Genomic DNA, 21,756 nt, shown 5'->3' on the forward strand with positions numbered 1-21,756 from the left:
GAAATTACTATAAAAACAAAAAGAATTGTGATATATGAAAATATAATATCTTCTAATGGGGAGTTATTGATTTCAATTCCAAGTGCTTATAATAAATTATTTGAAATTTGGAGGAATAAATCAATTACAATAACTAAAAATTATGCTACAACATTTGTGACTTTTTTAAATTTTACTTCTGATAAAGTTTCAAAAGAAGACGATTATGAGTATACAAAATTAAAAGAACAAGGAATATATGGACTTAACTTTTATCATATTCAACAGTTTTTAATCTATTGTATAGAAGTAAAAAAACTAAATTATAAAACAATAAAGCAATATGAGAATAGATTATTACAGATATATGATTTTTTAATACAACTTGAATTATTAAACGAGGACGTAGTTATTGAAAAAGAAGCCTATGAAGTAAAAGGGAAAAAATATAAAGAAGTAAGGCGTATAAATCCTTTTAAAGCATATCCTTATATTGTTCCTTATCCTAAAAAAGTTAATGTTAAATCCAAAAAATTGATTAATATGGAAAGCGAATATTGGCAATTATTTTTACGAATAGCAGAAAAAAAAGCACCTAATATAGTATTTGGAATTGCTTTGCAAATGTTTGGAGGATTAAGGCAAGGTGAGGTAGTTAATCTCATTACTAATGATGTAGAAGAAAAAAGAGCAGTATACAAAGATACAAGCATTTTGAATTTAAATATTGAATATAGAGCGGACGAGCTGTTTAAAGAAATGAAAGTAGATTTGACATTCTGCCAAGTAAAAAAGGCTCGAAAGCAAATGGTATTTAATTTTAATACTAAACTTTATGAATATTACGAAATACATTTAGAAGAAAGGGCAACAATATTAAAAAAGAATAAAAAGACAACCCCTGCTCTATTTGTTGATAAAAATGGTAACCCTATGAGTGGTAAAGAATTTTCTAAGCAATGGACTAAGATAAAGAGGATATACCTTAATATTTTAAAAGAAAAGGTCTATAAAGAGTATCTAAGGCAATTAGAAATGAAGTGGGGTTCACACATTGGACGAGGTATTTTTACTAATTTATGCCTAACATATCAGTTGGCTAAAACACCACACGAATTAAAGAATCTTAGAGGAGATAGTAATGAAAATAGTTCAAAGGCTTATATAGATGAGTTTTTAAAAATAGGATTAATATATAAAGTATTCAATCAAATTGGAAAAGATGTAATTTTAATAAATGAAAAAATGGAGAAATTTAATTATAATGAATAAATATAAAGAAGTGGATATAAATTTTATAGATAAAAATAAAGATAAATATTTTTCGATAGAAGAAGCTTTAATAGAAATAGGCTTGAAAAAAAGCGGTTACAATTTGAAATATATACTGAAAGTATGTGAACTTGAAAATCAAGAAATTATTAAGTTGAATGAATATGAATCAAGATATTTTTTTGAAAAAGAATATATTAAAAATTTTAAAAAAAGATATGATGAATTTTGGGGAGAATATTACTGTGGTGCAGAAATAAAAGAAATAAGAAACTTAAATTTAAAAAAATATATAGAAGTTCAAGTACCAACCATATATGCAAGTTTCAAAAAGAAACAGGCTTATAAGAAAAAAGAAAGTGATTTACTATTAGAATTCTATAAGAAAATAGATGAAAAAAAATACATCACACAAGAAGAAGCCATAGATATGTTAGGATTTCGGGAGATAGGAAAAAGAAGAAAATTTCAAAAAGATGAAAGAATAAGAAAATTGAACTTAGCAGAATTAATCAATTATTCGAAAAAAAGCTGTACATATTACAATAAAGAAGACATTCAATATTTTGTTGATATGAAAAAAGAAATTGGAAAATCGCTTTTAAATAGAAAATTAATAATTGAAAATTATAAACTACGGGAAGATGAAGTAGAGAGGTTATTAAAAAATATAAAAAGTGTTGAGGGTACATATTTATTTTCATCAATGAATTTATACAATAGAATTGATATAGAAAACAGTATAAATGAAAGCTTAAATGATGCGGGAAAAATACTAAAAAGAAAAGTTAATAAAAATATGAAAACTATTAGTGGGAAGACAGACTATGAAACGTTTATTTCAAACTTTGAAGAGTTAACAGAGGTACATAATTTAAAGGATATAAGGCGAACATATTCAGAATGGTTAAATTTTCTGAAAAATTATTTGGATAAAGATAATAAATCAAAAATATATAGAGAAGATTGTATTAAAGACAGTTTAGTTGTGAGTATAAAATTAGAAAGTTTTTTAAATGGTAAAGAATTATTTGAATTTTCAAGTACGGAAATTAATTTTTTCATAAAAACAGCAAAAACTCAAAGAGATAGTAAGTTATTATTTGATTTTGTGAGATATTTAGCACTTAAAAAAGATTTAGGAGATAAAAGAAATAGGACTTTTATAGGGACAAGGTTTGTAAATGGTAATGCAAGGTCATCATCGAAAAAAACTTTTAGTGATGATGATATTTATAACTATGAGGAATATATCAAGGTATATAATCATTTAATTAAAATAGATTTACATATTGATAGATTTTTTAAACAAAAAGATAAAGAAAATAAAAAATCAAAAGACATAGATAAGGAATATATCTATCTTTCTACTTGGATATATGAATTGCTTCATCTTAATTTAGCTTGGAGAAATGGAGATGTTTCACGATTTCCACGAATTAACTTTAAGGACTTGCTTTATGACTTTGGGATTTCTAATATCGAGTGGTTTAGAAAAAATAAATTAACCACAAATCAATATGTTAGAGTTATAGATAGAATTTATAAACATTCTTTTTTAGTACAAAAAACGGGTGTTGAAACAGAATTCATTTGTTCTGACAATTTAAAAGAAAGTATTGCTACGTCTATTATGATGATGTCTTGTTATTGGGAATTTGAAAGTATTTTAGATGGAGGTGTTGAAGGTGATTTATTAAAGTTTAATACTAAATATAATAGGCCTACTGCGAGTATGCTTAAATTACCTTTAGTTGGACTCGAATCTAAAGGTTTTACGTTTGGCTCAAGGAAGATGAATAGAAGTGTTTTAACTTTTATGTATTCTATGTCCAAAGCAATGAATATTAGTGATTACATTTCATTTGGATTATCTAAAAAATTAAGAGAACATATAGAAAGTATGAGTACAATTCAATATATAAAATTTTCAGAAGAACAGATAAGTTTTTTAAGTGGAGAATTGTTCAGAAGAAAAGAATTTGGTGTTGTTGTAGATACATTTATAGATATAGTTTCTAAAAATAAGCCTGAAAAATCTATCGAAAGAACTAAAGAAATACAATTAGTTAATAAATTCTTTGGTGATTATTCAAAAGTAGAAGCACTTACGGGAATGTTAAATTATTTTGGGAATACAGAAAAAACTGTTATTGATGAAATAAATGAAATGGTAATCCCCAAAGGAATAAATATTAGTGAAAATGAAATAATGCAATATAAATTTGAGAAAGCAAGAGAATATCTAAATTCAATTTATTGTGAACTTATGCCTTCAGAGAAGATAGGAATACAATGTCTTTACTCACAACAAGGTTGTAAATATCCTTTTGATAATAATGAAAATAAGTGTATTGGTTGTAAATATTCGATTCCAAATATATATATATTGGAATCTTGTTGCAAAGAGTTAAAAAAAGAACTTGTAGAATATAGTAAGACTAAATTTTTAGGTAAAAAAGTGAAACTATCAAGTAATATTCACAAAAAAGTACAACTGCTTATGTCTGCAATAAGGCAATTTGGTAGTGAATATGTATATAATCATCTTGGAATCAAGAGAGAAGAGTTTATAGAACTATTTAATATGATTGAGAATCCTAAAGAATTACTACAAGGAGAATTATAAATGAAAGAAGCAGTTAGAGAAAAAAGAAGTGGTATAACAGAAAATGAAGAGTTATCGTTAATACTTCAAGATATTAAAAATGATAAAGAAGATATTCTAAAGGAAGTATATTCTTTAGAAATATTACATAAAGAAGAACTAAATAATAGATGGTATAAAAATAAGAAGTCTAATGGGAAGTATGAAGATAATTGTTGGCTATTAAAAAATGAATTATATCAAAGTTATAATTGTATTGACTTTAATGAACTAATATCTAAAAAATATAGTTTAATAAGTTCACAAAAAAGATATGTAGATATAGTTAAATTATTCTTATTAGGTGAGATTTTAAATAGATGTGAAGACGGTGAGTTGGGTGGAGCTAAAAGTGGGAACATAGTACAAAAATTTAAAGCTATAATGAAGTTTTTGAAAGAAACGAATTTTCTCAAAGAGAATTTTTTAGATAATATTAATGGAGATAAAATAGATAGGTATTATCAACAGATAAATGGAAGTGATAGTTATAAAAAAGATAAATTTAAAAAAATATTAGAGTTTTTAAATTTTAGTATTCAATATTTTACAACGGAAGAAAATAAGATTGCAATTAAATATATAAATAGAATGATTCCATATGCTAAAGGACTTAAAGTTGGGAAAACAAGAGAATTGCCTAATGCAATGGATATAGTTATATTTAGCTGTTATATAGATAAATTTTTAAATGATGAGAGCATTAATGAGAAAATTAAATTACAATATATGCCAGTCGTTTTATGGTGGAAAATAACGAGTATTATTCCTATTAGACCGAGTGAATTTGCAAGGAAAATTCCAAGAAATGCAGTTTTTGAAAAGGATGGAATTTATTATTTAAGGATTGATAGAGTTAAGAAAAAGGCAAATCAGAGAAAAACATTACCTATATTAAAAGAACTTACAATAAATAAGGAAACGTATGAATTGATAAATCAATATATAGAAAAAACTAACGAATATGGCGAATCTACTACGTTAATATCTTACTTAGCTTATAAAAGTATGTGTAAGCATGGAGTACGTAGATACAAAGAATTTACGTCAGCAATTATGAATGAATTAATTAAAAATTTTTATAAAAATATTGTACAGAAAATGTATAATGAAAGTAGAGAATTAGAAAAATTAAAGTGTGGCGATACAAGACACATAGCTTTTACTAATTTAAAATTACAAGGATATTCTCCTATTGAGATAGCAATAATGGGCGGACACCAAAGTTTAATGTCTTCAAATCATTACACAGATACTCCAAGTGTTTATGTTGGATTACAAACTTTAAGTTTGGTGCGACAGTCTATAACGTTTAAAACAAATGATAGTAGAAGTTTACAAGAATTGTTCGAGCAAATGCCGAAGAAATGTCCTATTTCAATTGAACATTGTTTCGGTACAGTTTTTGGGGAAGACGATATAGAAATAGGATTATGTACAGGATATTATAATTCAGTAGAAGACCCTTGTGAGGATAGTAATAATTGTGAAAAATGTTCTAAATGGTGGTGTGAACCAACGGAAGATAATTATAAAAAATTATCTAAAATAAAGCAGAAAGAATTAAATAAAAGAGAAAATAAATTAACAGAAGATATTGAATTTATGAGAGGTTTATTAGAAAGAATAGGGTTAGATTATTCAACTGACACACTTGAATTAGATATGGAAATAAATAAGTTAATAAAAAGCACTTCATTAAGGTTAAAATCTAATTCAAAGGCTATAACACATCTTACATATGAGTTGCTTGACAGATATAGTGAAGATTATAGATTATTAACTGAAATAGATGAAATATTACCACAAGAAGAAGTTTCAAGAATCCTTAAAAATATAAGTGAAAGAGAGGATAATAATTAATGGCTAAGGAACGAACTAAATATGATGAAAAAGAAGTAAATGAAATTTTAGATTTATATGAAAAAGAAATTTTAAAAGGAATTAAAAGTAAAGTTTCACAATCGGGAGTTCAAAAGTATAATGAGAGGTTATCAAACAGTAATGAGTATTTAAATTACTTAAGAAAGCCATTTACTTTATATTCAAAGGACTTTTGGGCTGGAACTTATAAAGGTGATGATAATTACGGAAAGGCACAGATTAAACTTCGTAATGAAAAGGGACAAAAATTTCTTGGTGAGGAATTTAGTTCAGATGTTTTAGATGTAATGGCTCTTATAGATAGATACCATAAATATCCCGATAAATTATTTATAAAACTAAGAAAAATAATAAATAGTTTAGTTGAAGAAAAAGAAATAGCTCAAAATAACTATAAGGTAATTGAAAAAAAATATAATACTTTAAAAGAAAGTTATGAATTATCTTTAGAAAGTTATACGAATTTTGTTTTTGAAAGTCAATCACCAAATAATTCATTAAATGATATGTTTAGATTAACAAAAGAAGAAGATGCTTTCGCTTTTGGAGAATTAGCAAATACTTTTAATAGCGAAAAGCGTATAAATGACATTATTAATAAGGCGAAAAAAGATGAAATAAGAATGAATGAAATTTTAAATAATGTGGTTGATTTAAATGAAAAAAAGAAAAAATCAATACCGAAAAAAGGTTATGAAGGGCTTTAATTCTGAAAAATAAAAAAATGAAATTTCAGAATTGAAGGATTAACGTTGAAAATATTAATTTCTTTCAATTCTGAAATTGAAAAAGAAGAAGATTATATTATGTGCAGATTAAAGATTAATATGCAAAAATAAATAATGTAAATTAAACCAAAATAGAAAAATAAATGTAATAAAAAAAGAGGGAGAGAATATATTTATATAAATGGATTCATGAAGAATCTAAAAGATACCCATGACGGATATTAAATAAGGAAGGCTTATAAAGCCTGGGAACTTTATAATAGAAGCCTTTAAAATAAGATTAGAATTTATATATTGAAGAAATAAATAGGGATAAATAAAGAAAGAGCAAGCTTGCAGAATGTATGTAGAAGAGAAAGGGAGTTTCTTCTACATACATTATTATAATTAGGAGAGTTTTAAATATGAGGATAGCAGTTGTTGATGGTCAAGGTGGAGGAATTGGAAAGGCTATAGTAGAAAAATTAAGAAATGAATTTGAAGAGAAAATAGAAATTCTTGCATTAGGAACAAATTCAAATGCAACTGGAGTAATGCTTCGTGCAGGAGCTAATGAAGGTGCATCTGGAGAAAATGCAATAATTTATAATATAGATAAGGTTGATATGATAATAGGTCCCATAGGAATAATATGTGCAAATGCATTCTTAGGGGAGCTAACACCTAATATGGCAAAGGCTATATCAGAAACGAATGCAAAAAAGGTTTTAATACCTTTGAATAGATATAATGTGATAGTTGCAGGAATGGAAAATAAACCACTGCCACATTACATTCGTAATGTTATTGAAATAGTTAAAGCGAGTGGAGGAGAAAATTATGTGTGAAGCAAATGTATATTTAAGAGATAAAGAAGGAAAAGAAGAACTATTTTTAGAGCGTGTAGATAGATTAATCCCAAGTGAAAAAGGGATAGTAATGGAAAATATATATAGCCAAAGAAAAATGATAAAAGCTACAATAAAAGAGATGGAACTTGTATCACATAAAATAATTATAGAAAAAATAAATTAAAGAAATTTACTTACTGTATTTTAAAAGATGAAATACAGTTTTTTAGATATAAAATAACCCAAGTAGAATTAAATTGGTTCTTTCTTATCTTGGAGAAATAGAATAATTAGTATATTAGAAAAGGGCATCCGAAAATGCCCTTTTGTTGTATACTTATTTTTTTATACCCATACTTTAAGTAAGAGCATTTTTAAGCTTCTTCTTCACTTCCAAGAACGTATTTAGCTACAAGTGCAGCTATAATTCCACCAATAATAGGTGCAACTATAAATATCCATAATTGAGATAAAGCTGCTCCACCAGCAAATAATGCAGGTCCAATACTTCTTGCAGGGTTAACTGAAGTTCCTGTTAAAGGAATACCAACTAAATGCACTGCAAGTAATGCTATACCAATAGCAACTCCAGCAAATTGTGGATTACCTTTTTTACCTGTAACAGACATAATAACTAAAACAAAAATAAAAGTTAAGACTATTTCAACTAACAAAGCACCACCAATAGTTAGGTTGTTAACACCATCTTGACCAAAGTTAGTAAGAGGCATCTTATCTGATTTAAGGAATAACATTAAGATAAATGAGGCAAATATTGCACCTAAAACTTGAGCAATAATATATCCAATTAAATCTTTTCCCTTTAATCTTTTATTAATAAACATAGCAATTGAAACAGCTGGATTTATGTGACAACCAGAAATACTTCCAATTGTATAAACCATTGCCATTATAGCTACACCAAAGGCAGTAGCGATTCCAAGAATTCCAATTCCTTTAATTCCTCCACCAAGTACAGCTGTCCCAGTTCCAATAAGAACAAGTACAAAAGTACCAATAAATTCTGCGATTAATTTTTTCATTTGTAAAAAACTCCATTCATATTAAATTAAAATTACTTAAAGTATTATATAGAAAGATTTATATAATAACAACTTGTTAAAAAATGAGAAATGTTTAATAGGCAATTAAATAAGAGAAAAAATGTGATAGTGATTATATTTTGTGCAAAAATAAGATGAATTATCTCAATATAATGCAAAAACAAAATATTAAGATAAAAAGATGTTTAACAAAAAATGAAGAATTTAGATAAAAGGTATTAATTTTGTGAAATGTGGAGATGCTCCTAGATAGAGTAAGATTTAGGAGTGATTTTAAATTAGGATATTACATTTATTTAACTATAATATAAAAGATATAAATTTAGATGAAGTAAAAAAACAAGGCTTTGATGGAATTCAGATAGGACCTCTTCAACCCTTAAAAGAAGAAGGACAGGTTCCTTGGTATCTTTTATATCAACCAACAGATTTTAAGGTAGGAAATTATTATTATGGTTATGAGGAGCTTAAAGAATTATTTAATAAAGGAAAAGAGCTTGGAATAAAAATAATTATAGATGTTGTTTTAAATCATGTAGCAGGAAAAAATACAGGAGAAATAGAGCCACATGAAAAAGTAAATAAGGTTATTCAAGAAAATGAATACTTCTTTAAAGATAGGGAAGTAGTAAGAAACTGGGAAGACAGAAGTGAAGTAATAAACAACTCCATTGGACTACCGTCCTTAAGATTAGATAATTATGAATTACAAGATATTATAATAAAATTTTTAAATGAGTTAATTTCTTTAGGTGCAGATGGCTTTAGAATAGATGCAGGAAAACATATAGCATTACCTAAAGAAGGAAGTGATTTTTTCATAAGAGTTTTTGATAACTTAGACAAGGCAGATTTATTCAATTATATAGAAGTAATATTTTCAAATGAGGAACTGATAAATGAATACAGTAAATATGGTTATGTATTAACAGAAAATAATGAAATTGAAAATAATAAGATAATACACTTTATAGAAAGTCATGATAGTTACTTAGAATTTGGGTATACAAAGGAATTAAAGGATGAAGAAATACTAGACAGATATTTTGAATTAACTAAAAAATATGAAAACACATTATTCTATGCAAGACCTTTCAATGACACTTGGAAAAGTGAAAAGATGAGAGAAATTAATGAAAAGAAAATTCAAAAATTATATAATAAAAGTAAAGTAAATCTATGGGGGTAAAGCCTTATAGATTTTTTAAGGAGAAAAAATATGCGATTAGATAAATTTCTAGCAATGGCTGGAATAGGAAAAAGAAAAGAGGCTAGAGAATACATACAGGCTGGGGAAGTAACGGTAAATGAGAAAATAATAGATATCCCAGCAATAGAAATAGATGAAGAAAAAGATATCATATTATACAAAGGAAAAAGAATAGAAAAAGAGGAAAACAAATATTATATGTTAAATAAACCTAAGGGATATATAACAGCAAAAAGTGATGATAAAGAAGAGACAGTATTTAAGATTTTCAAAGAAGAAGAAAAAAAGGGGCTTTTCCATGTAGGAAGATTAGACAAAGATACAGAAGGACTCCTTCTATTCACAAACGATGGAGAATTTGAACATAAAATAATGCACCCAAACAAAGAAATAAAAAAGACCTACTTATTGCTAGCATTAGGAAAAATAGATGAAGAAAAAATAAAGCTATTAGAAGAAGGCGTATCCATAGGACAAAAAGAAGAAAAAATAACAGAAAAGGCAGAATTCAAGCTTTTAAAAAAAGGAAAATACAAAGAATTTAAAAAAGAAATAAATGCAGATGTTTATGAAGAAGAAGAAGTTTTCCTAGGAGAACTTACAATAACAGAAGGAAAAAAACATCAAGTAAAAAGAATGATAAGAGCAATAGGTGGATATGTAGTTTACTTAAAAAGAGTGAAGATAGGAAACTTAAGATTAGACGAGAGTTTAGAACTTGGAAGTTATAGAGAGCTTAGTGAAGAAGAGCGTGGGTTAATTTATAATTAAAAATTAAAAATTTAGAATTGGGGGAAATCGCAAGCGATTCTTGTGAAGGGAACTCAAAATTTGTCTGGCGACAAATTTTATCGTAGGAGAGGGTGAGGAGTTAAGAGGTAAAGGGATTAATTAAGAATTAAAAGTTAAAAATTAGGGGGAATCGCAAGCGATTTTGTGAGTTAAGTTAATAGATAATAAGTAATGGGCAATAATTTAATTGTTATTATAATAAAGTATGGTATAAGCTCTATTAGATATAATAAGAAGATTGTATAGGCATTTTGATTAAGATATACTATTATTAAGTAATATATAAATAAAATGGAATAAAAGGAGAGTATTAAATGAATAATGTCATATATGAGGGAAATGGGATTAAGGTGATATTTAAAGGTATAAAAGAGGAAGAATTTCTTGGACTAGGGGTGAAGGTTCTTATAGAAAATAAGACAGATAGAAAAATTTTAGTAAATGTAGAGGATTTATCAGTAAATGATTTTATGATAAATGGAATTTTTAATTCAAATATAGAAGCAGGAAAAAAAGCTAATGATAAAATTATATTAATGTATCATGAATTAGAAGAAAATGATATAGAAGAAGTTGAGAACATAGAATTTAAATTCTCTATTAAAGAGGGAAATACTTATATGGATGAATTTGAAACAGAAATTATAAGAATAGATTTATAAAATTATTATCTTATAATTAAATTTAAGTGAAAGTATAGTTAGAAAATATATTTAAAGGTAAAAACTCAAAGATATAAAAATTGTAGTTGGATATATCGAAGTGCATTGAGGTGCGTAGAGATTAACACTTTATAAGTAGTAAGAGTTTAAATAAGTAGTAGCAATATCTAGGGAAAAGTGGGCAATTATTGTTGTCCACTTTTGGTTTAAAAGGAAGGATCGGAGATGGAGAGGTAAGTGGTGAGTGGAAGAACAAATAGAATAAGTGAGAAGAGATTTAAAAGACAGGAAAACTGGTATAATATAAGCAAAATTATAAATAATAAAGAAAATTTCATAGTGGCGTTTTAAACTTCACATATGATATATTTGATGTAAATAATGGTTTTACAAAAGAAGAATTATTAGAGCATAAGAATGTTACATCAGCAATATTTTTATTAGATCAAAAGATAACTGCAATGGAATTCATGAATAGAATAAAAGATATAGCATTATTTTTTGATGGATTAAGTGAAGAAGAATTAAAAGCAATAAAGCATTGGATAAAAAATACAACAGAAGAAAGACTAGCAAAAACAGCAACAGAGATGCTAGAACATAAGAATAAGGAGGTTTTAAGTATGGTGGCAAATAATGCATTTATGTTAAAAGAATTAAAAGAAGAAGGTAAGGAAGAAGGAATAAAATTAACAAAAAAGATATTTAAACTTTTGAATAGTGGAAAAAGCATAGACGAAATAGCTAAGGAATGTGAGATAAGTGTAGAAGAGGTTGAAGAGATAGTAGCTGATTAGATATTATTGTAGAATCTTTACAATAGATTTTTGACAATTAGTAATACACATAAAAAAGTGGGCAATTATTGTTGTCCACTTTTGGTTTAAAAGGAAAGGGAGTGGATGGAGATGAGGTTAACTATTGGACAAGCGAGCAAGTTGTATAATGTGAGTATGGATACTTTAAGGTATTATCACAAGGAGGGGATTGTGGTTCCTGAGGTGGATAGTGAGAATGGATATAGATATTATACGATTGATGATTTGGATAGATTGTCTTTGGTGATAGAGGCTAGAAGGCTTGATATTTCTGTAAAGGAGATAAAGAGGGTTTTAGATAGTGAGGATGTAGAAGAGTATAGAAAGCTTATGAAGAAGCAGAAGAAGATAATTGATGAGAAGATGAGGGAGCTTAAAGGAATAAAGAAAAGATTGAAGGAAAATGAGGAGATGTTAAATTCTATATCAAGCTTTGAGGAGAAGCTTGTTATAGAGGAGTTTGATGAAAAGATAACCTTTATTGGTGTGGATATAAAGAATATATCAGGAGAAGAAAAGGAAAGGGATTTTAGATATGTTTTTGATGATTCAGGACTAATTGATGCCTATTATATTCATTATAGTAATATAAATGGAAAGCCTATATATGAAGAAGGGATATTATATATAAAGTATAAAAAAGAGTTAGAAAAGTTTTTAAAGAAGAGTGTTTTAGAGTATGTTATAGAGACTAGAGAAAATGGATATTTAACTACAGAATGGTGTGGAACAGAAGAGGAGATAGAGGGAATAATAGGAGAAATATCAGGTATGGAAAGAAGCGTAGAGGCTTTTGTTAGATTTAAATATCTTATTCCAAATAAAAAGAATGCAACATATCTTTGTGAAATTTTGAAAATTAAATAAAAAAAAAACATCTCAATAGAATTTGCATATGTAACAGGAGTTATAGCCTTAATAGGGTGCAGTATTTATTGCAAAATTGAGAAAGAGGAAAAGAGTGTAGAAGAGATAGAGATTAGGAGAGATTAAAAAATATTGAATAAAAATTAATTAGCTACTGCTTTAGTAAGAGGAAGTAGCTTTTTTTTTGTTTGGAAAATGTTTACATAAAAACAAAAATACACATATGTACACTATAAAGGAAATAAATGACAAATAAGTAAAAATATAATAAAATGTTAATTATATTATCAAAGAAAAAAGGAATAATAAAGAAAAGTAATAAAAAAATAGAAGTTTTATTATTAAACACATACAAAAGGGGGCGTTAGTATGGAAAATAGAGAAGAGTGGGGCTCAAAGGTTGGTTTTATTTTAGCAGCAGTTGGTTCGGCAGTAGGTCTTGGAAACATTTGGAGGTTTCCTTATGTTGCATATGAAAATGGAGGGGGAGCGTTTTTAATACCATATTTCTTTGCAATTTTTACAGCTGGAATACCATTACTTATTTTAGAGTATTCTATGGGACATAAATATAGAGGAACAACACCACTTGCAGTAGCTAGAGCAAAGAAGAAGTGGGAGTGGATGGGATGGTGGCCAACTATTACATCTGCATTTATAGTTGCATATTATTCAGTTATTATAAGTTGGGCTATGAATTACTTTGTACTTAGCTTTAAGGATGGATGGGGCAGTGATGCTAATGGATTTTTCCATAATGAATTTTTACAGTTAAGTAGTTCACCCTTTGAGATTGGTGGAGTAGTACCTTATATTTTATTAGGTGTTGGGGCAATTTGGCTTATAAACTGGGTTGTTTGCTTTAAGGGAGTTAAAAAAGGAATTGAAAAGATAAATAAAATTCTTTTACCAACATTAGTAATAATAATGATAATAATTGCAATAAGAGCAGTTACTTTAGATGGAGCAGCAGCTGGTTTAAATACATTATTAACACCAGATTGGGATATGGTTTTTGAACCTAAAGTATGGATTGCAGCATATGGACAAGTTTTCTATTCTTTAAGTATTGCAATTGGAATTATGATGACATATTCAAGTTATCTGCCAAGAAAAACAGATATAAATAATAGTGCATTTGTAACAGCTTTTGCAAACTGTGGATTTGAATTTTTATCAGCTTTAGCTGTATTTGGAATTTTAGGATACATGGCAACAGCACAAGGTGTTGGAGTTTCAGAAGTTGTTTCAAGTGGAGTAGGACTTGCCTTTGTAGCATTTCCACAAATCTTCCACACTATGGGACCAATAGGAGGATTCTTAGGGCCATTATTCTTCCTATGCTTAATCTTTGCAGGAATTACATCATCAGTTTCTCTAACAGAGGCTGTGTCTGCACCATTTAAAGAAAAGTTTGGTTGGAGCAGAAAAAGAGTTGTTACAGTTATGTGTTTAACAGGGGCATTTATGAGTAGTTTATTTGCAACTAATGCAGGGTTATACATTTTAGATATTGTAGATGCATTTATAAATAATTATGGAATAGTTATGGTAGGATTGTTAGAAGTAATCTTAATTGGATGGATAATTAAACCTAAGGGATTAAGAGAACATGCAAATAGCATATCTTATATAAAGATTGGAAGCTGGTGGGATGTAACGATAAAATTTGTTACACCAGCAATATTAATATATATGACAGTTCAAAACATTCTTACAGAAATAAATTCACCTTATGGTGGATATGATTTATCAAATATCTTTGCCTATGGTTGGTCAGTAATAGGAGCAGGAATAATAATAGCCTTAATCCTAGCTAAAAAGCCTTGGAAAAATACAAAGATAGAAGATTATGATGAAAATGAAGAGATTCAGATAGAAGAAAAATAAAGAGGGTGAAAATATGACAGGAACATCAATAGTATTCTTTTTAATAGGAGCAGTAGTATTATGGGGTGGCTTTGCATTTTCATTAGCACTTTTATTAAAAAATGAAAAAAAGCAAGCTGAAACTATGGAAGAGTAAAATGAAAATGAGCAACCTAAGCTAAAAAGGTTGCTCATTTTTTATTTAGATAGTACAGATTTTAAAAATTGAATTTCTTCTTTTCCAATTCTATTTGTTTCAAGAAGATAAGTTTCCTCTACATCATTAAGAGTATAAGTTATTTTTAAAGCTTCTCTTTCCTTATAAGCATTAGGATTTTTAGCTATATCCATTCTTCCTATAATCTCAAGTAATCCAAAATATCCATTAATCCCTACCTTTGCATCAGGAATAAGAGTTTCAAAGCTAACAACCTCTATAGCTGTAATACTTTTATATGGAATGTCTAGGAAAGTTTCTTCACCATAAGATTGTTTAAGGAATTGTTGTCTATTTACTACAACTTCATCTTCAGTTAGATAAATTAAATGCTCTTGGCGTGCTTGAAAAAGAGTTGTCCCTCCAAGATACATACCAGATAAAGCATATTTAGCATGAGTTATCTTATCAGATTCAGCCTCTAAGAAGTCATTTTGTGCTTTAGTGTAAGTGGGTTCTTCAAAGGGTTCATATTTCCAAAAACCTAATTTTTTTAGAATTTTAGTTGAGCCAGAAGTTCTGATTATAAAAGTAAGGTTATCCTCTAAAGTGAAGATAAGGAAGGAAGAATTAAATGATGCACCATCCATTCCTTCATCATAATAAGTATCATAAAGAAGAGATTCTAAGTATCCATCAGCAGAGAATTCACCTTTTCTGATAAGAGTCCTAAAAGATAATTCACCACATTCTTTTACATCTTTGATATCAGTAGTTTTGAAATCAAAATTAGTGGTATCAAAAGAAAGTTTTAGATTTTGTTTTTGTTTAGAAATTGTTCCTGGTTTAAAAGTTTTTAAGTCGAATCCTCCAACAACAGTGCAAGATTCATTAAAATTATCGAACATACAAAAGCCTCCTCATAAATATAGATGTAATACATATACTATTTTAATTTCAAAAAAATGCTAATAAAAATATTAATTTCATTTAGAAAAAAATGTTAATAAAAATGTAAAAAAATAGATATTGAAAATAATTCTTCAATATGAAATAATTGCTTAAATATCTTTTGAAAAGAGGGGATTAGATGGAGAAAAAGAAGCTTATTATTATTCCTTTTAGTATTATAATGTTTATTTGTTTAGGAACAGTATACTCATGGAGTGTGTTTAGAGGTCCACTTGAAAAATTGTTTAATATAGGTTCAACAGGTAGTGGTGTTCCTTATACAATGTTCTTAGCTTTTTATGCAGTTTTTATGATGATTACAGGATACTTTATAGATAAATATAGCCCTAAAAAGATAATGTTTTTAGGAACTATTCTTGTAGGGTTAGGTTGGTTTTTAGCCTCATTTTCAAAGAATATAACAATGGTAAGTTTAACTTATGGAGTTATTGGAGGAAGTGGAGTTGGGATAATTTATGGTGTTCCTGTAGCAGTAGTTTCTAGTATATTTAAGGAGAAAAAGGGACTTGCAGTTGGATTAATTCTTTCAGGCTTTGGATTATCACCTTTAATAAGTGCACCAATAGCAAGGCATTTAATCGAAAGCTTTGGAGTTTTAACAAGCTTTAGAATAATAGGAATAGCCTTTTTAGTAATTATATTACCTTTAATAATACCTTTTGAATTTCCTAAAAAGGAAAAGGATGAAGAAGCTTTAGAAGGTTTAGAAACAAAAGAAATGCTTAAGGATAGAAGATTTCATGGATTATGGATATGCTATGTAATTGGTTCATTAATTGGACTTATGAGTGTTGGAATGACCAGTGCAGTAGGAGTTGAAATGATTGGATTAACAAGCTTTGAAGCTGCAACTATAGTATCAATTTTAGCTATCTTTAATGGAGTAGGAAGACCTATCTTTGGATATATAACAGACAAATTAAAGGTAGTTAAAGCTGCAAACATATCATATATAATGATAATAATTGCAGGGATTATGATGTTTAATGGAAAACAAGGAGACAAGCTATTATTTTTCATAGCCTTTGCAATAATTTGGATGACTCTTGGAAGTTGGCTTTCAATAGCACCAACAGCAACGGGAAGTCTTTTCGGAGAAAAAAATAAGAGTAAAAACTATGGAGTAGTTTTCACAGCGTATGGAGTTGGAGCAGTCCTTGGAGTTACAGCCTCAGGAATGCTAAGAGATGCCTTTGGAAGTTATAAATATGTATTTTTATTTATGATAATAATGGCGATTATAGGAATGATAAGTACTTTATTAATAAGAAAAAGATAAAAAGTGGCAAAAACCACTTTTTTTCTTTGTTAACCTTTAATCTCTTAACGCTTATAAAAAAAAGTGGTATCATAAAAGGGACAATATTAAAGAAAAAGAAGAGGTTCATTAAAACGTTTTCTTAAATAAAATGAAGTATAGGATTAACTAAGGAGAGAAAAATATGAAGATAGGAATTTTAACTAGTGGTGGGGATGCACCAGGAATGAATGCTGTTATAAGAGCAGTCGTGAAGGTTTCTACAAACTACAATATTGAATGCTTTGGTATAAAAAGAGGGTATACAGGCCTTTTAAATGATGAAATAAAAAAATTATCTGTAGCAGATGTTGATTATATTTCAGAAATAGGAGGAACTATTTTAAAAACTTCTAGATGCCCTGAATTTACAACAGAAGAAGGAAGACAAAAGGGAATAGAAAATTTAAAGAAGCATGAGATTGATGCAGTTGTTGTTATTGGTGGAGATGGTTCATTCCAAGGAGCAAACAAGCTTCATGAAATGGGAATAAAGGTAATTGGGATTCCAGGAACTATTGATAATGATTTAGAGTATACAGATTACTGTATAGGCTTTGATACAACTTTAAATACTGTATTAGATTGTATAAGAAAGATAAAGGATACAGATGCCTCTCATGAAAAAGCAACAATTGTTGAAGTTATGGGAAGATACTGTGGAGATTTAGCTTTATATTCAGCAATTGCAGGTGGTGGAGATATAATTTCAACACCAGAAAAGAAGTTAAGCCTTGAAGAAATTGCAGTAAAGCTTAAAAAGAACATAGAAAAAGGCAAAAAGGATAGCATAATCATAATAACTGAAAGAATGTATGATATTGAAAAGGTTCAATGTTATCTTGAAGAAAGATTAAATACTGGAGTTAGAAACACTGTACTTGGATTTATTCAAAGAGGTGGAAATCCATCAGCCTTAGACAGAATTTTAGCAGCAAGAATGGGAATATCTGCAGTTGAGCTTTTAAAAGAAGGTGTTTCAGGAAAAGCTGTTGGTATTAGAGATAATGAAATTATTAATGTAGATATAAATGATGTAAATATAAAAAGAGAAAATAAAAAAGAACAATATGATTTAATGGAATTACTATTATAAATCAGAAAAATAAAAACTCTAGTCAAAGAGAGAAGCTTACAAGTTTCTTTGGCTAGGGTTTTTTATTTTAAATGAAAAAAGGTTATTTGTAAAAGGTAGCAATACAAGTGTGGTTGAATAATCTATAAGGATATAAATTTTTAAGAGGTGAAAAGGTTTTGGCCAATTTAGTTTATGGTGGAGTAAACAGTACAGGACCCTATGGAAATCAAGTTGGATGGGTGGATTTCTCTCAGGTTCCAGGGCTTTCTATAGGGCAAAGTTATAATTTGAGTTCAAGCATTCCAGGGGTTGGAACTATTAGTTTTACATTAGTTAACAGAGGACCCATAGGTACTACTCAAAATTCAGGACCAGGTAAAATTAGTGGACCGTATACAAGCCTTGGAGGGGCTTTGAGTTTTGGGTCTACAAGGGATGATGCAAATAGCATAACTATTGAGATAAATAATATAAATGTTGTTTCAAATGGTGGAGCAGCTATAACTGATTATAAAATTTTAACAGCAGATGCTGAAACAACAGTAAGTGGAGAGTATTGGCAAATGCAAACTGATGGTGGAGCTTGGGTGTATGAAGGAATATGTCCAACAGGTGCAAGCCAAGGTGACCCACAAATATCAGGATTAAATACAAGCTTTTATAAGCAAACAGGATTTGCACAAGGAGCAACATCGCCAATAATATCTTCACAAGGGGCAAGAAATCTAGTTTTTGGAAGCATGAATAATGCAACTCAATTATTTACCATAGGATTATATATTCCAGGAACAGTAACTATAAATAAATCAGTAGATAAAACTTATGGAAAAAGAAATGATATTTTAACTTATACTGTAGTTTTAAAAAATACTACCTTTGCAAAGGGAACTAATGTTACATTTATAGATACATTACCAGACAATACAACCTTTGTGCAGGATTCTCTAACTGTTGATGGAACAACAGTTACAGGAGGTTTAGTAAATCCAATAACTTTACCAGATTTAGATATAAATAGTGCAATTACAATAAAGTTTAATGTAAAGGTAAATTCAGATACAAGCTTTGATAAGGTTATAAATACAAGCTATTGTAATTATACAATTGGAGGAAATAAGGGAGCATTAAAAAGTAATACTGTAACTACCCATATTTATGAACCAGAAGTAAGCATTGAAAAAATGGAGGACAAAGTAAAAGGAGCTTTAGGGGACACTGTTACTTATACCTTAATTTTAAAAAACACAGGAACAACAATAGTAAATAATTTAGTTATCTTTGATACTATTCCAAGTGGAACCACATTTATAGATAACTCAATAACTGTTGATTTAGTAACAAAACCAAATATAAATATAGGAAGTATTCCAGGGTTATCCATACCTTCAATGAATGCAAAGGAAACTAAAACAGTAACATTCCAAGTAAAAATAGAAAGTATACCAACAGGGAATATGATTTTAAATGATGCAAATTTAAAATATACTTATGTAAACAATCCAAGCGTTGGAAGAGTAAATGGAGAGCTTCAAAGTAATTTAGTAACATTACCAGTAATATATGTAGATATAAAATCTAGCAAGTCAGTAGATAAGGCATATGCAAGGAGAGGAGATGTAATAACATATACAGTAACCATCCCTAATGCAGGGAATATGGTAGGAGAGAATTTGATTTTTATAGATACTATCCCAAGCAATACAACCTTCGTTCAAAATTCATTAAGTATAAATAATGCACCATCAAATGAGAATTTAGGAACACCAATAACTCTCCCAAATATAATGCCAGGAGAAACAGTAACAGTTGTATTTAAAGTAAAATTAGATAATAATACAAGCTTTTACAAGGTGGATAATACTGCATATACAAATTTAATATCTGCAAATAGTATATTAAATTTAAAAACAAATACAGTAAATACATTTATTTATGAGCCAGAAATGAGTGTAACAAAGGATAAGAATGTAGTAGTAACAGAGCCGGGACAAACTATAACTTATTCAGTAGTTGTAAAAAATACAGGTACAACAATAGTAAATGGAGTATATATTTATGACACAATACCAGAAGGAACAAGCTTTGTAACAGGCTCTGCAACTGTAAATGGAGTTCAAAGTCCAGCTGGTAACATAGGCGTAATTCCAGGGCTTTTATTAAATCCAATGGAGCCAAATACTGTACAAACAGCAACGTTTCAATTGTTAGTAGTTTCAGTTCCTACATCAACCTATATAGAAAATGATATTTTATTAAAATATAGCTATATAAATAATCCTAATATAGGAATAGTAGCAGAAGAAAAGAGAAGTAATTTAGTAACTGTTCCTGTAAGATTTGTAAAGCTTGTAATTAGTAAAAATGTTGATAAAAATTATGTTACAAGAGGTGAAGAGATTTTTTATCAAATAATCATAGAAAATAAGGGAAACACAAAGGCAGACAATGTTATATTTAATGACACAGTTCCAGTTGGAACAGAGTATATAAATAATTCATTAACTGTAAATGGAGTACAAAAGCCAGGAGGACTTGGTAATTTAAATATTGGCTCAGTTCAAGGTTATAGCAAGGCAACAATAACCTTTAAAGTAAGAGTATTATAAAATATAGGGGCTACCTTAATAGCCTCTATATTTTTACGTAAAAAGGCTAAATATAGTGGAATAACTAATTAAAAGTAGAAGTATATATAGTAATAATAGAGAGCGATATTTAAGGAGGAAGTTTTGAAGATTATTTCAGTTGTAAATTATAAAGGTGGAGTAGGGAAAAGTACATTAGTTTCAAATATGAGCAGTATTCTTGCAATGAAGGATAAAAAGGTTTTAATTGTAGATTTAGACCCACAGGCAAGTTTAACTTTTTCATATATGCCAGTAGAGGTATGGGAAAAAAATTATAAGGACAAGAAAACAATAAAGGTATGGTATGAAAATACCTTAAAAAACAGAAATGTAAAAGCTATGAAGGATTATGTAGTAAAAGATTTGAAATGTAATGAAATATTAAGGGGTGCAGGAAAAAAGGAAGTTGAATTAATCCCGTCAGATATAAATTTATATAAAACTCAAATTGAACTTGCAAAAAGAAGTAGTGCAAGGCTTTTAAGAAGTGAAGAAGATGAAATGTTAAACGTTATATCAAAATTACATTTAGGTTTAAAAAAGCTAGATGAATATGATTATATAATAATTGATTGCCAACCAAGCTTTGATTTAATAACTCAAAGTGCAATCTATGCAAGTGATTATTATATTATCCCAACAAAGCTTGATTATTTATCCACAGTTGGAGTTCAAACTTTAGTTGGACATGTGAATAAGTTGAAAGAATGGACAAGCAAAGTAGGAAGACATAAAAAGAATAAGGTGAAATTACTAGGTGTAGTTCCATCTATGGTGAAAAAGAGAAAAGAGATTATAAAGGATTTGCATAAGCAGTATAAGTCTGAAATTGAAAGAAATAGTATAAAGGTTTTTGATTCTAGTATTAGAAGCAAAGATGGAGATATAGACAATAACAATGGTGTACCAATGGTATTAGAAAATCTAAATAGAAAGAATGTTTTAGATGTAGAAAAAGATTTTTATGATGTAGTAGAAGAATTATTAACTTTAATTTAAGGGG

At 28.3% G+C, this 21,756-nt stretch carries 19 protein-coding genes; 17 read left to right on the forward strand and 2 right to left on the reverse strand.

What is annotated here, in order from left to right; genetic code table 11:
- From ACRC28_RS17070 to ACRC28_RS17095, 6 genes are all read left to right on the forward strand, one after another.
- A partial coding sequence (locus ACRC28_RS17070; RefSeq protein WP_438544652.1) for a hypothetical protein occupies positions 1-1,251 on the forward strand: 1,251 nt, incomplete at its 5' end.
- Positions 1,244-3,880, forward strand: coding sequence for a hypothetical protein (locus ACRC28_RS17075; RefSeq protein ID WP_438544653.1), 2,637 nt, complete (start codon positions 1,244-1,246; stop codon positions 3,878-3,880). The genes ACRC28_RS17070 and ACRC28_RS17075, both read left to right, overlap by 8 nt.
- Positions 3,881-5,761 (forward strand): hypothetical protein, encoded by a 1,881-nt coding sequence (locus ACRC28_RS17080; protein WP_438544654.1) that lies wholly within the window; start codon positions 3,881-3,883, stop codon positions 5,759-5,761. It begins immediately after the preceding gene.
- On the forward strand, positions 5,761-6,489 hold the full coding sequence (locus tag ACRC28_RS17085) for a hypothetical protein (RefSeq protein ID WP_438544655.1): 729 nt from the start codon (positions 5,761-5,763) through the stop codon (positions 6,487-6,489). Before ACRC28_RS17080 ends, ACRC28_RS17085 begins: the two co-directional genes overlap by 1 nt.
- 425 nt (positions 6,490-6,914) lie before the next feature.
- Positions 6,915-7,337, forward strand: coding sequence for a DUF3842 family protein (locus tag ACRC28_RS17090; RefSeq protein ID WP_438544656.1), 423 nt, complete (start codon positions 6,915-6,917; stop codon positions 7,335-7,337).
- Positions 7,330-7,524, forward strand: a complete 195-nt coding sequence (locus ACRC28_RS17095; protein WP_438544657.1) for a CooT family nickel-binding protein — start codon at positions 7,330-7,332, stop codon at positions 7,522-7,524. Before ACRC28_RS17090 ends, ACRC28_RS17095 begins: the two co-directional genes overlap by 8 nt.
- A 190-nt stretch (positions 7,525-7,714) precedes the next feature.
- Here ACRC28_RS17095 and ACRC28_RS17100 read toward each other — a convergent pair whose 3' ends face one another.
- Positions 7,715-8,383, reverse strand: a complete 669-nt coding sequence (locus tag ACRC28_RS17100; RefSeq protein WP_438544658.1) for an MIP/aquaporin family protein — start codon at positions 8,381-8,383, stop codon at positions 7,715-7,717.
- A 337-nt stretch (positions 8,384-8,720) separates the two neighbouring features.
- Here ACRC28_RS17100 and ACRC28_RS17105 point away from each other — a divergent pair, with 337 nt between their 5' ends.
- From ACRC28_RS17105 to ACRC28_RS17135, 7 genes are all read left to right on the forward strand, one after another.
- Positions 8,721-9,593: an alpha-amylase family glycosyl hydrolase gene (locus ACRC28_RS17105; protein WP_438544696.1), complete on the forward strand. Its 873-nt coding sequence runs from the start codon at positions 8,721-8,723 to the stop codon at positions 9,591-9,593.
- A gap of 30 nt (positions 9,594-9,623) precedes the next feature.
- Positions 9,624-10,385, forward strand: coding sequence for a pseudouridine synthase (locus ACRC28_RS17110; protein WP_438544659.1), 762 nt, complete (start codon positions 9,624-9,626; stop codon positions 10,383-10,385).
- A 335-nt stretch (positions 10,386-10,720) separates the two neighbouring features.
- Complete coding sequence (locus tag ACRC28_RS17115; protein ID WP_438544660.1) at positions 10,721-11,068, forward strand: hypothetical protein; 348 nt, start codon at positions 10,721-10,723, stop codon at positions 11,066-11,068.
- Positions 11,069-11,538: 470 nt separating this feature from the next.
- On the forward strand, positions 11,539-11,865 hold the full coding sequence (locus ACRC28_RS17120; protein ID WP_438544661.1) for a hypothetical protein: 327 nt from the start codon (positions 11,539-11,541) through the stop codon (positions 11,863-11,865).
- A gap of 111 nt (positions 11,866-11,976) precedes the next feature.
- A complete protein-coding gene (locus tag ACRC28_RS17125) occupies positions 11,977-12,753 on the forward strand; it encodes a MerR family transcriptional regulator (protein ID WP_438544662.1) in 777 nt (258 codons plus the stop codon).
- Positions 12,754-13,122: 369 nt separating this feature from the next.
- Positions 13,123-14,643: a sodium-dependent transporter gene (locus ACRC28_RS17130; protein ID WP_438544663.1), complete on the forward strand. Its 1,521-nt coding sequence runs from the start codon at positions 13,123-13,125 to the stop codon at positions 14,641-14,643.
- Between the two features lie 13 nt (positions 14,644-14,656).
- Positions 14,657-14,779, forward strand: coding sequence for a MetS family NSS transporter small subunit (locus ACRC28_RS17135; RefSeq protein ID WP_438544664.1), 123 nt, complete (start codon positions 14,657-14,659; stop codon positions 14,777-14,779).
- 41 nt (positions 14,780-14,820) lie between these two features.
- Here ACRC28_RS17135 and ACRC28_RS17140 read toward each other — a convergent pair whose 3' ends face one another.
- Entirely contained in the window at positions 14,821-15,687 is an 867-nt protein-coding gene (locus ACRC28_RS17140) for a hypothetical protein (RefSeq protein ID WP_438544665.1), read from the reverse strand.
- Between the two features lie 182 nt (positions 15,688-15,869).
- Here ACRC28_RS17140 and ACRC28_RS17145 point away from each other — a divergent pair, with 182 nt between their 5' ends.
- The 4 genes from ACRC28_RS17145 (at position 15,870) to ACRC28_RS17160 (ending at position 21,752) form a co-directional block, all read left to right on the forward strand.
- Positions 15,870-17,030, forward strand: coding sequence for an L-lactate MFS transporter (locus ACRC28_RS17145; protein WP_438544666.1), 1,161 nt, complete (start codon positions 15,870-15,872; stop codon positions 17,028-17,030).
- 163 nt (positions 17,031-17,193) lie between these two features.
- Positions 17,194-18,144, forward strand: coding sequence for a 6-phosphofructokinase (gene pfkA / locus ACRC28_RS17150; protein WP_438544667.1), 951 nt, complete (start codon positions 17,194-17,196; stop codon positions 18,142-18,144).
- Positions 18,145-18,302: 158 nt separating this feature from the next.
- Entirely contained in the window at positions 18,303-20,732 is a 2,430-nt protein-coding gene (locus ACRC28_RS17155) for a CshA/CshB family fibrillar adhesin-related protein (protein WP_438544668.1), read from the forward strand.
- A 123-nt stretch (positions 20,733-20,855) separates the two neighbouring features.
- A complete protein-coding gene (locus ACRC28_RS17160; protein WP_438544669.1) occupies positions 20,856-21,752 on the forward strand; it encodes a ParA family protein in 897 nt (298 codons plus the stop codon).
- Positions 21,753-21,756 lie beyond the last annotated feature (4 nt).

The sequence above is a fragment of the Clostridium sp. genome (assembly GCF_051650885.1).
Lineage (GTDB): Bacteria > Bacillota > Clostridia > Clostridiales > Clostridiaceae > Clostridium.

Coding starts and splice junctions, on each gene's coding strand:
- ACRC28_RS17075 (WP_438544653.1), top strand. CDS start 1,244: ATGAATAAATATAAAGAAGTGGATATAAATTTTATAGATAAAAATAAA.
- ACRC28_RS17115 (WP_438544660.1), top strand. CDS start 10,721: ATGAATAATGTCATATATGAGGGAAATGGGATTAAGGTGATATTTAAA.
- ACRC28_RS17145 (WP_438544666.1), top strand. CDS start 15,870: ATGGAGAAAAAGAAGCTTATTATTATTCCTTTTAGTATTATAATGTTT.
- ACRC28_RS17125 (WP_438544662.1), top strand. CDS start 11,977: ATGAGGTTAACTATTGGACAAGCGAGCAAGTTGTATAATGTGAGTATG.
- ACRC28_RS17110 (WP_438544659.1), top strand. CDS start 9,624: ATGCGATTAGATAAATTTCTAGCAATGGCTGGAATAGGAAAAAGAAAA.
- ACRC28_RS17085 (WP_438544655.1), top strand. CDS start 5,761: ATGGCTAAGGAACGAACTAAATATGATGAAAAAGAAGTAAATGAAATT.
- ACRC28_RS17135 (WP_438544664.1), top strand. CDS start 14,657: ATGACAGGAACATCAATAGTATTCTTTTTAATAGGAGCAGTAGTATTA.
- ACRC28_RS17130 (WP_438544663.1), top strand. CDS start 13,123: ATGGAAAATAGAGAAGAGTGGGGCTCAAAGGTTGGTTTTATTTTAGCA.
- ACRC28_RS17120 (WP_438544661.1), top strand. CDS start 11,539: ATGAATAGAATAAAAGATATAGCATTATTTTTTGATGGATTAAGTGAA.
- ACRC28_RS17140 (WP_438544665.1), bottom strand. CDS start 15,687: ATGTTCGATAATTTTAATGAATCTTGCACTGTTGTTGGAGGATTCGAC.
- ACRC28_RS17090 (WP_438544656.1), top strand. CDS start 6,915: ATGAGGATAGCAGTTGTTGATGGTCAAGGTGGAGGAATTGGAAAGGCT.
- ACRC28_RS17100 (WP_438544658.1), bottom strand. CDS start 8,383: ATGAAAAAATTAATCGCAGAATTTATTGGTACTTTTGTACTTGTTCTT.
- ACRC28_RS17095 (WP_438544657.1), top strand. CDS start 7,330: ATGTGTGAAGCAAATGTATATTTAAGAGATAAAGAAGGAAAAGAAGAA.
- pfkA (WP_438544667.1), top strand. CDS start 17,194: ATGAAGATAGGAATTTTAACTAGTGGTGGGGATGCACCAGGAATGAAT.
- ACRC28_RS17080 (WP_438544654.1), top strand. CDS start 3,881: ATGAAAGAAGCAGTTAGAGAAAAAAGAAGTGGTATAACAGAAAATGAA.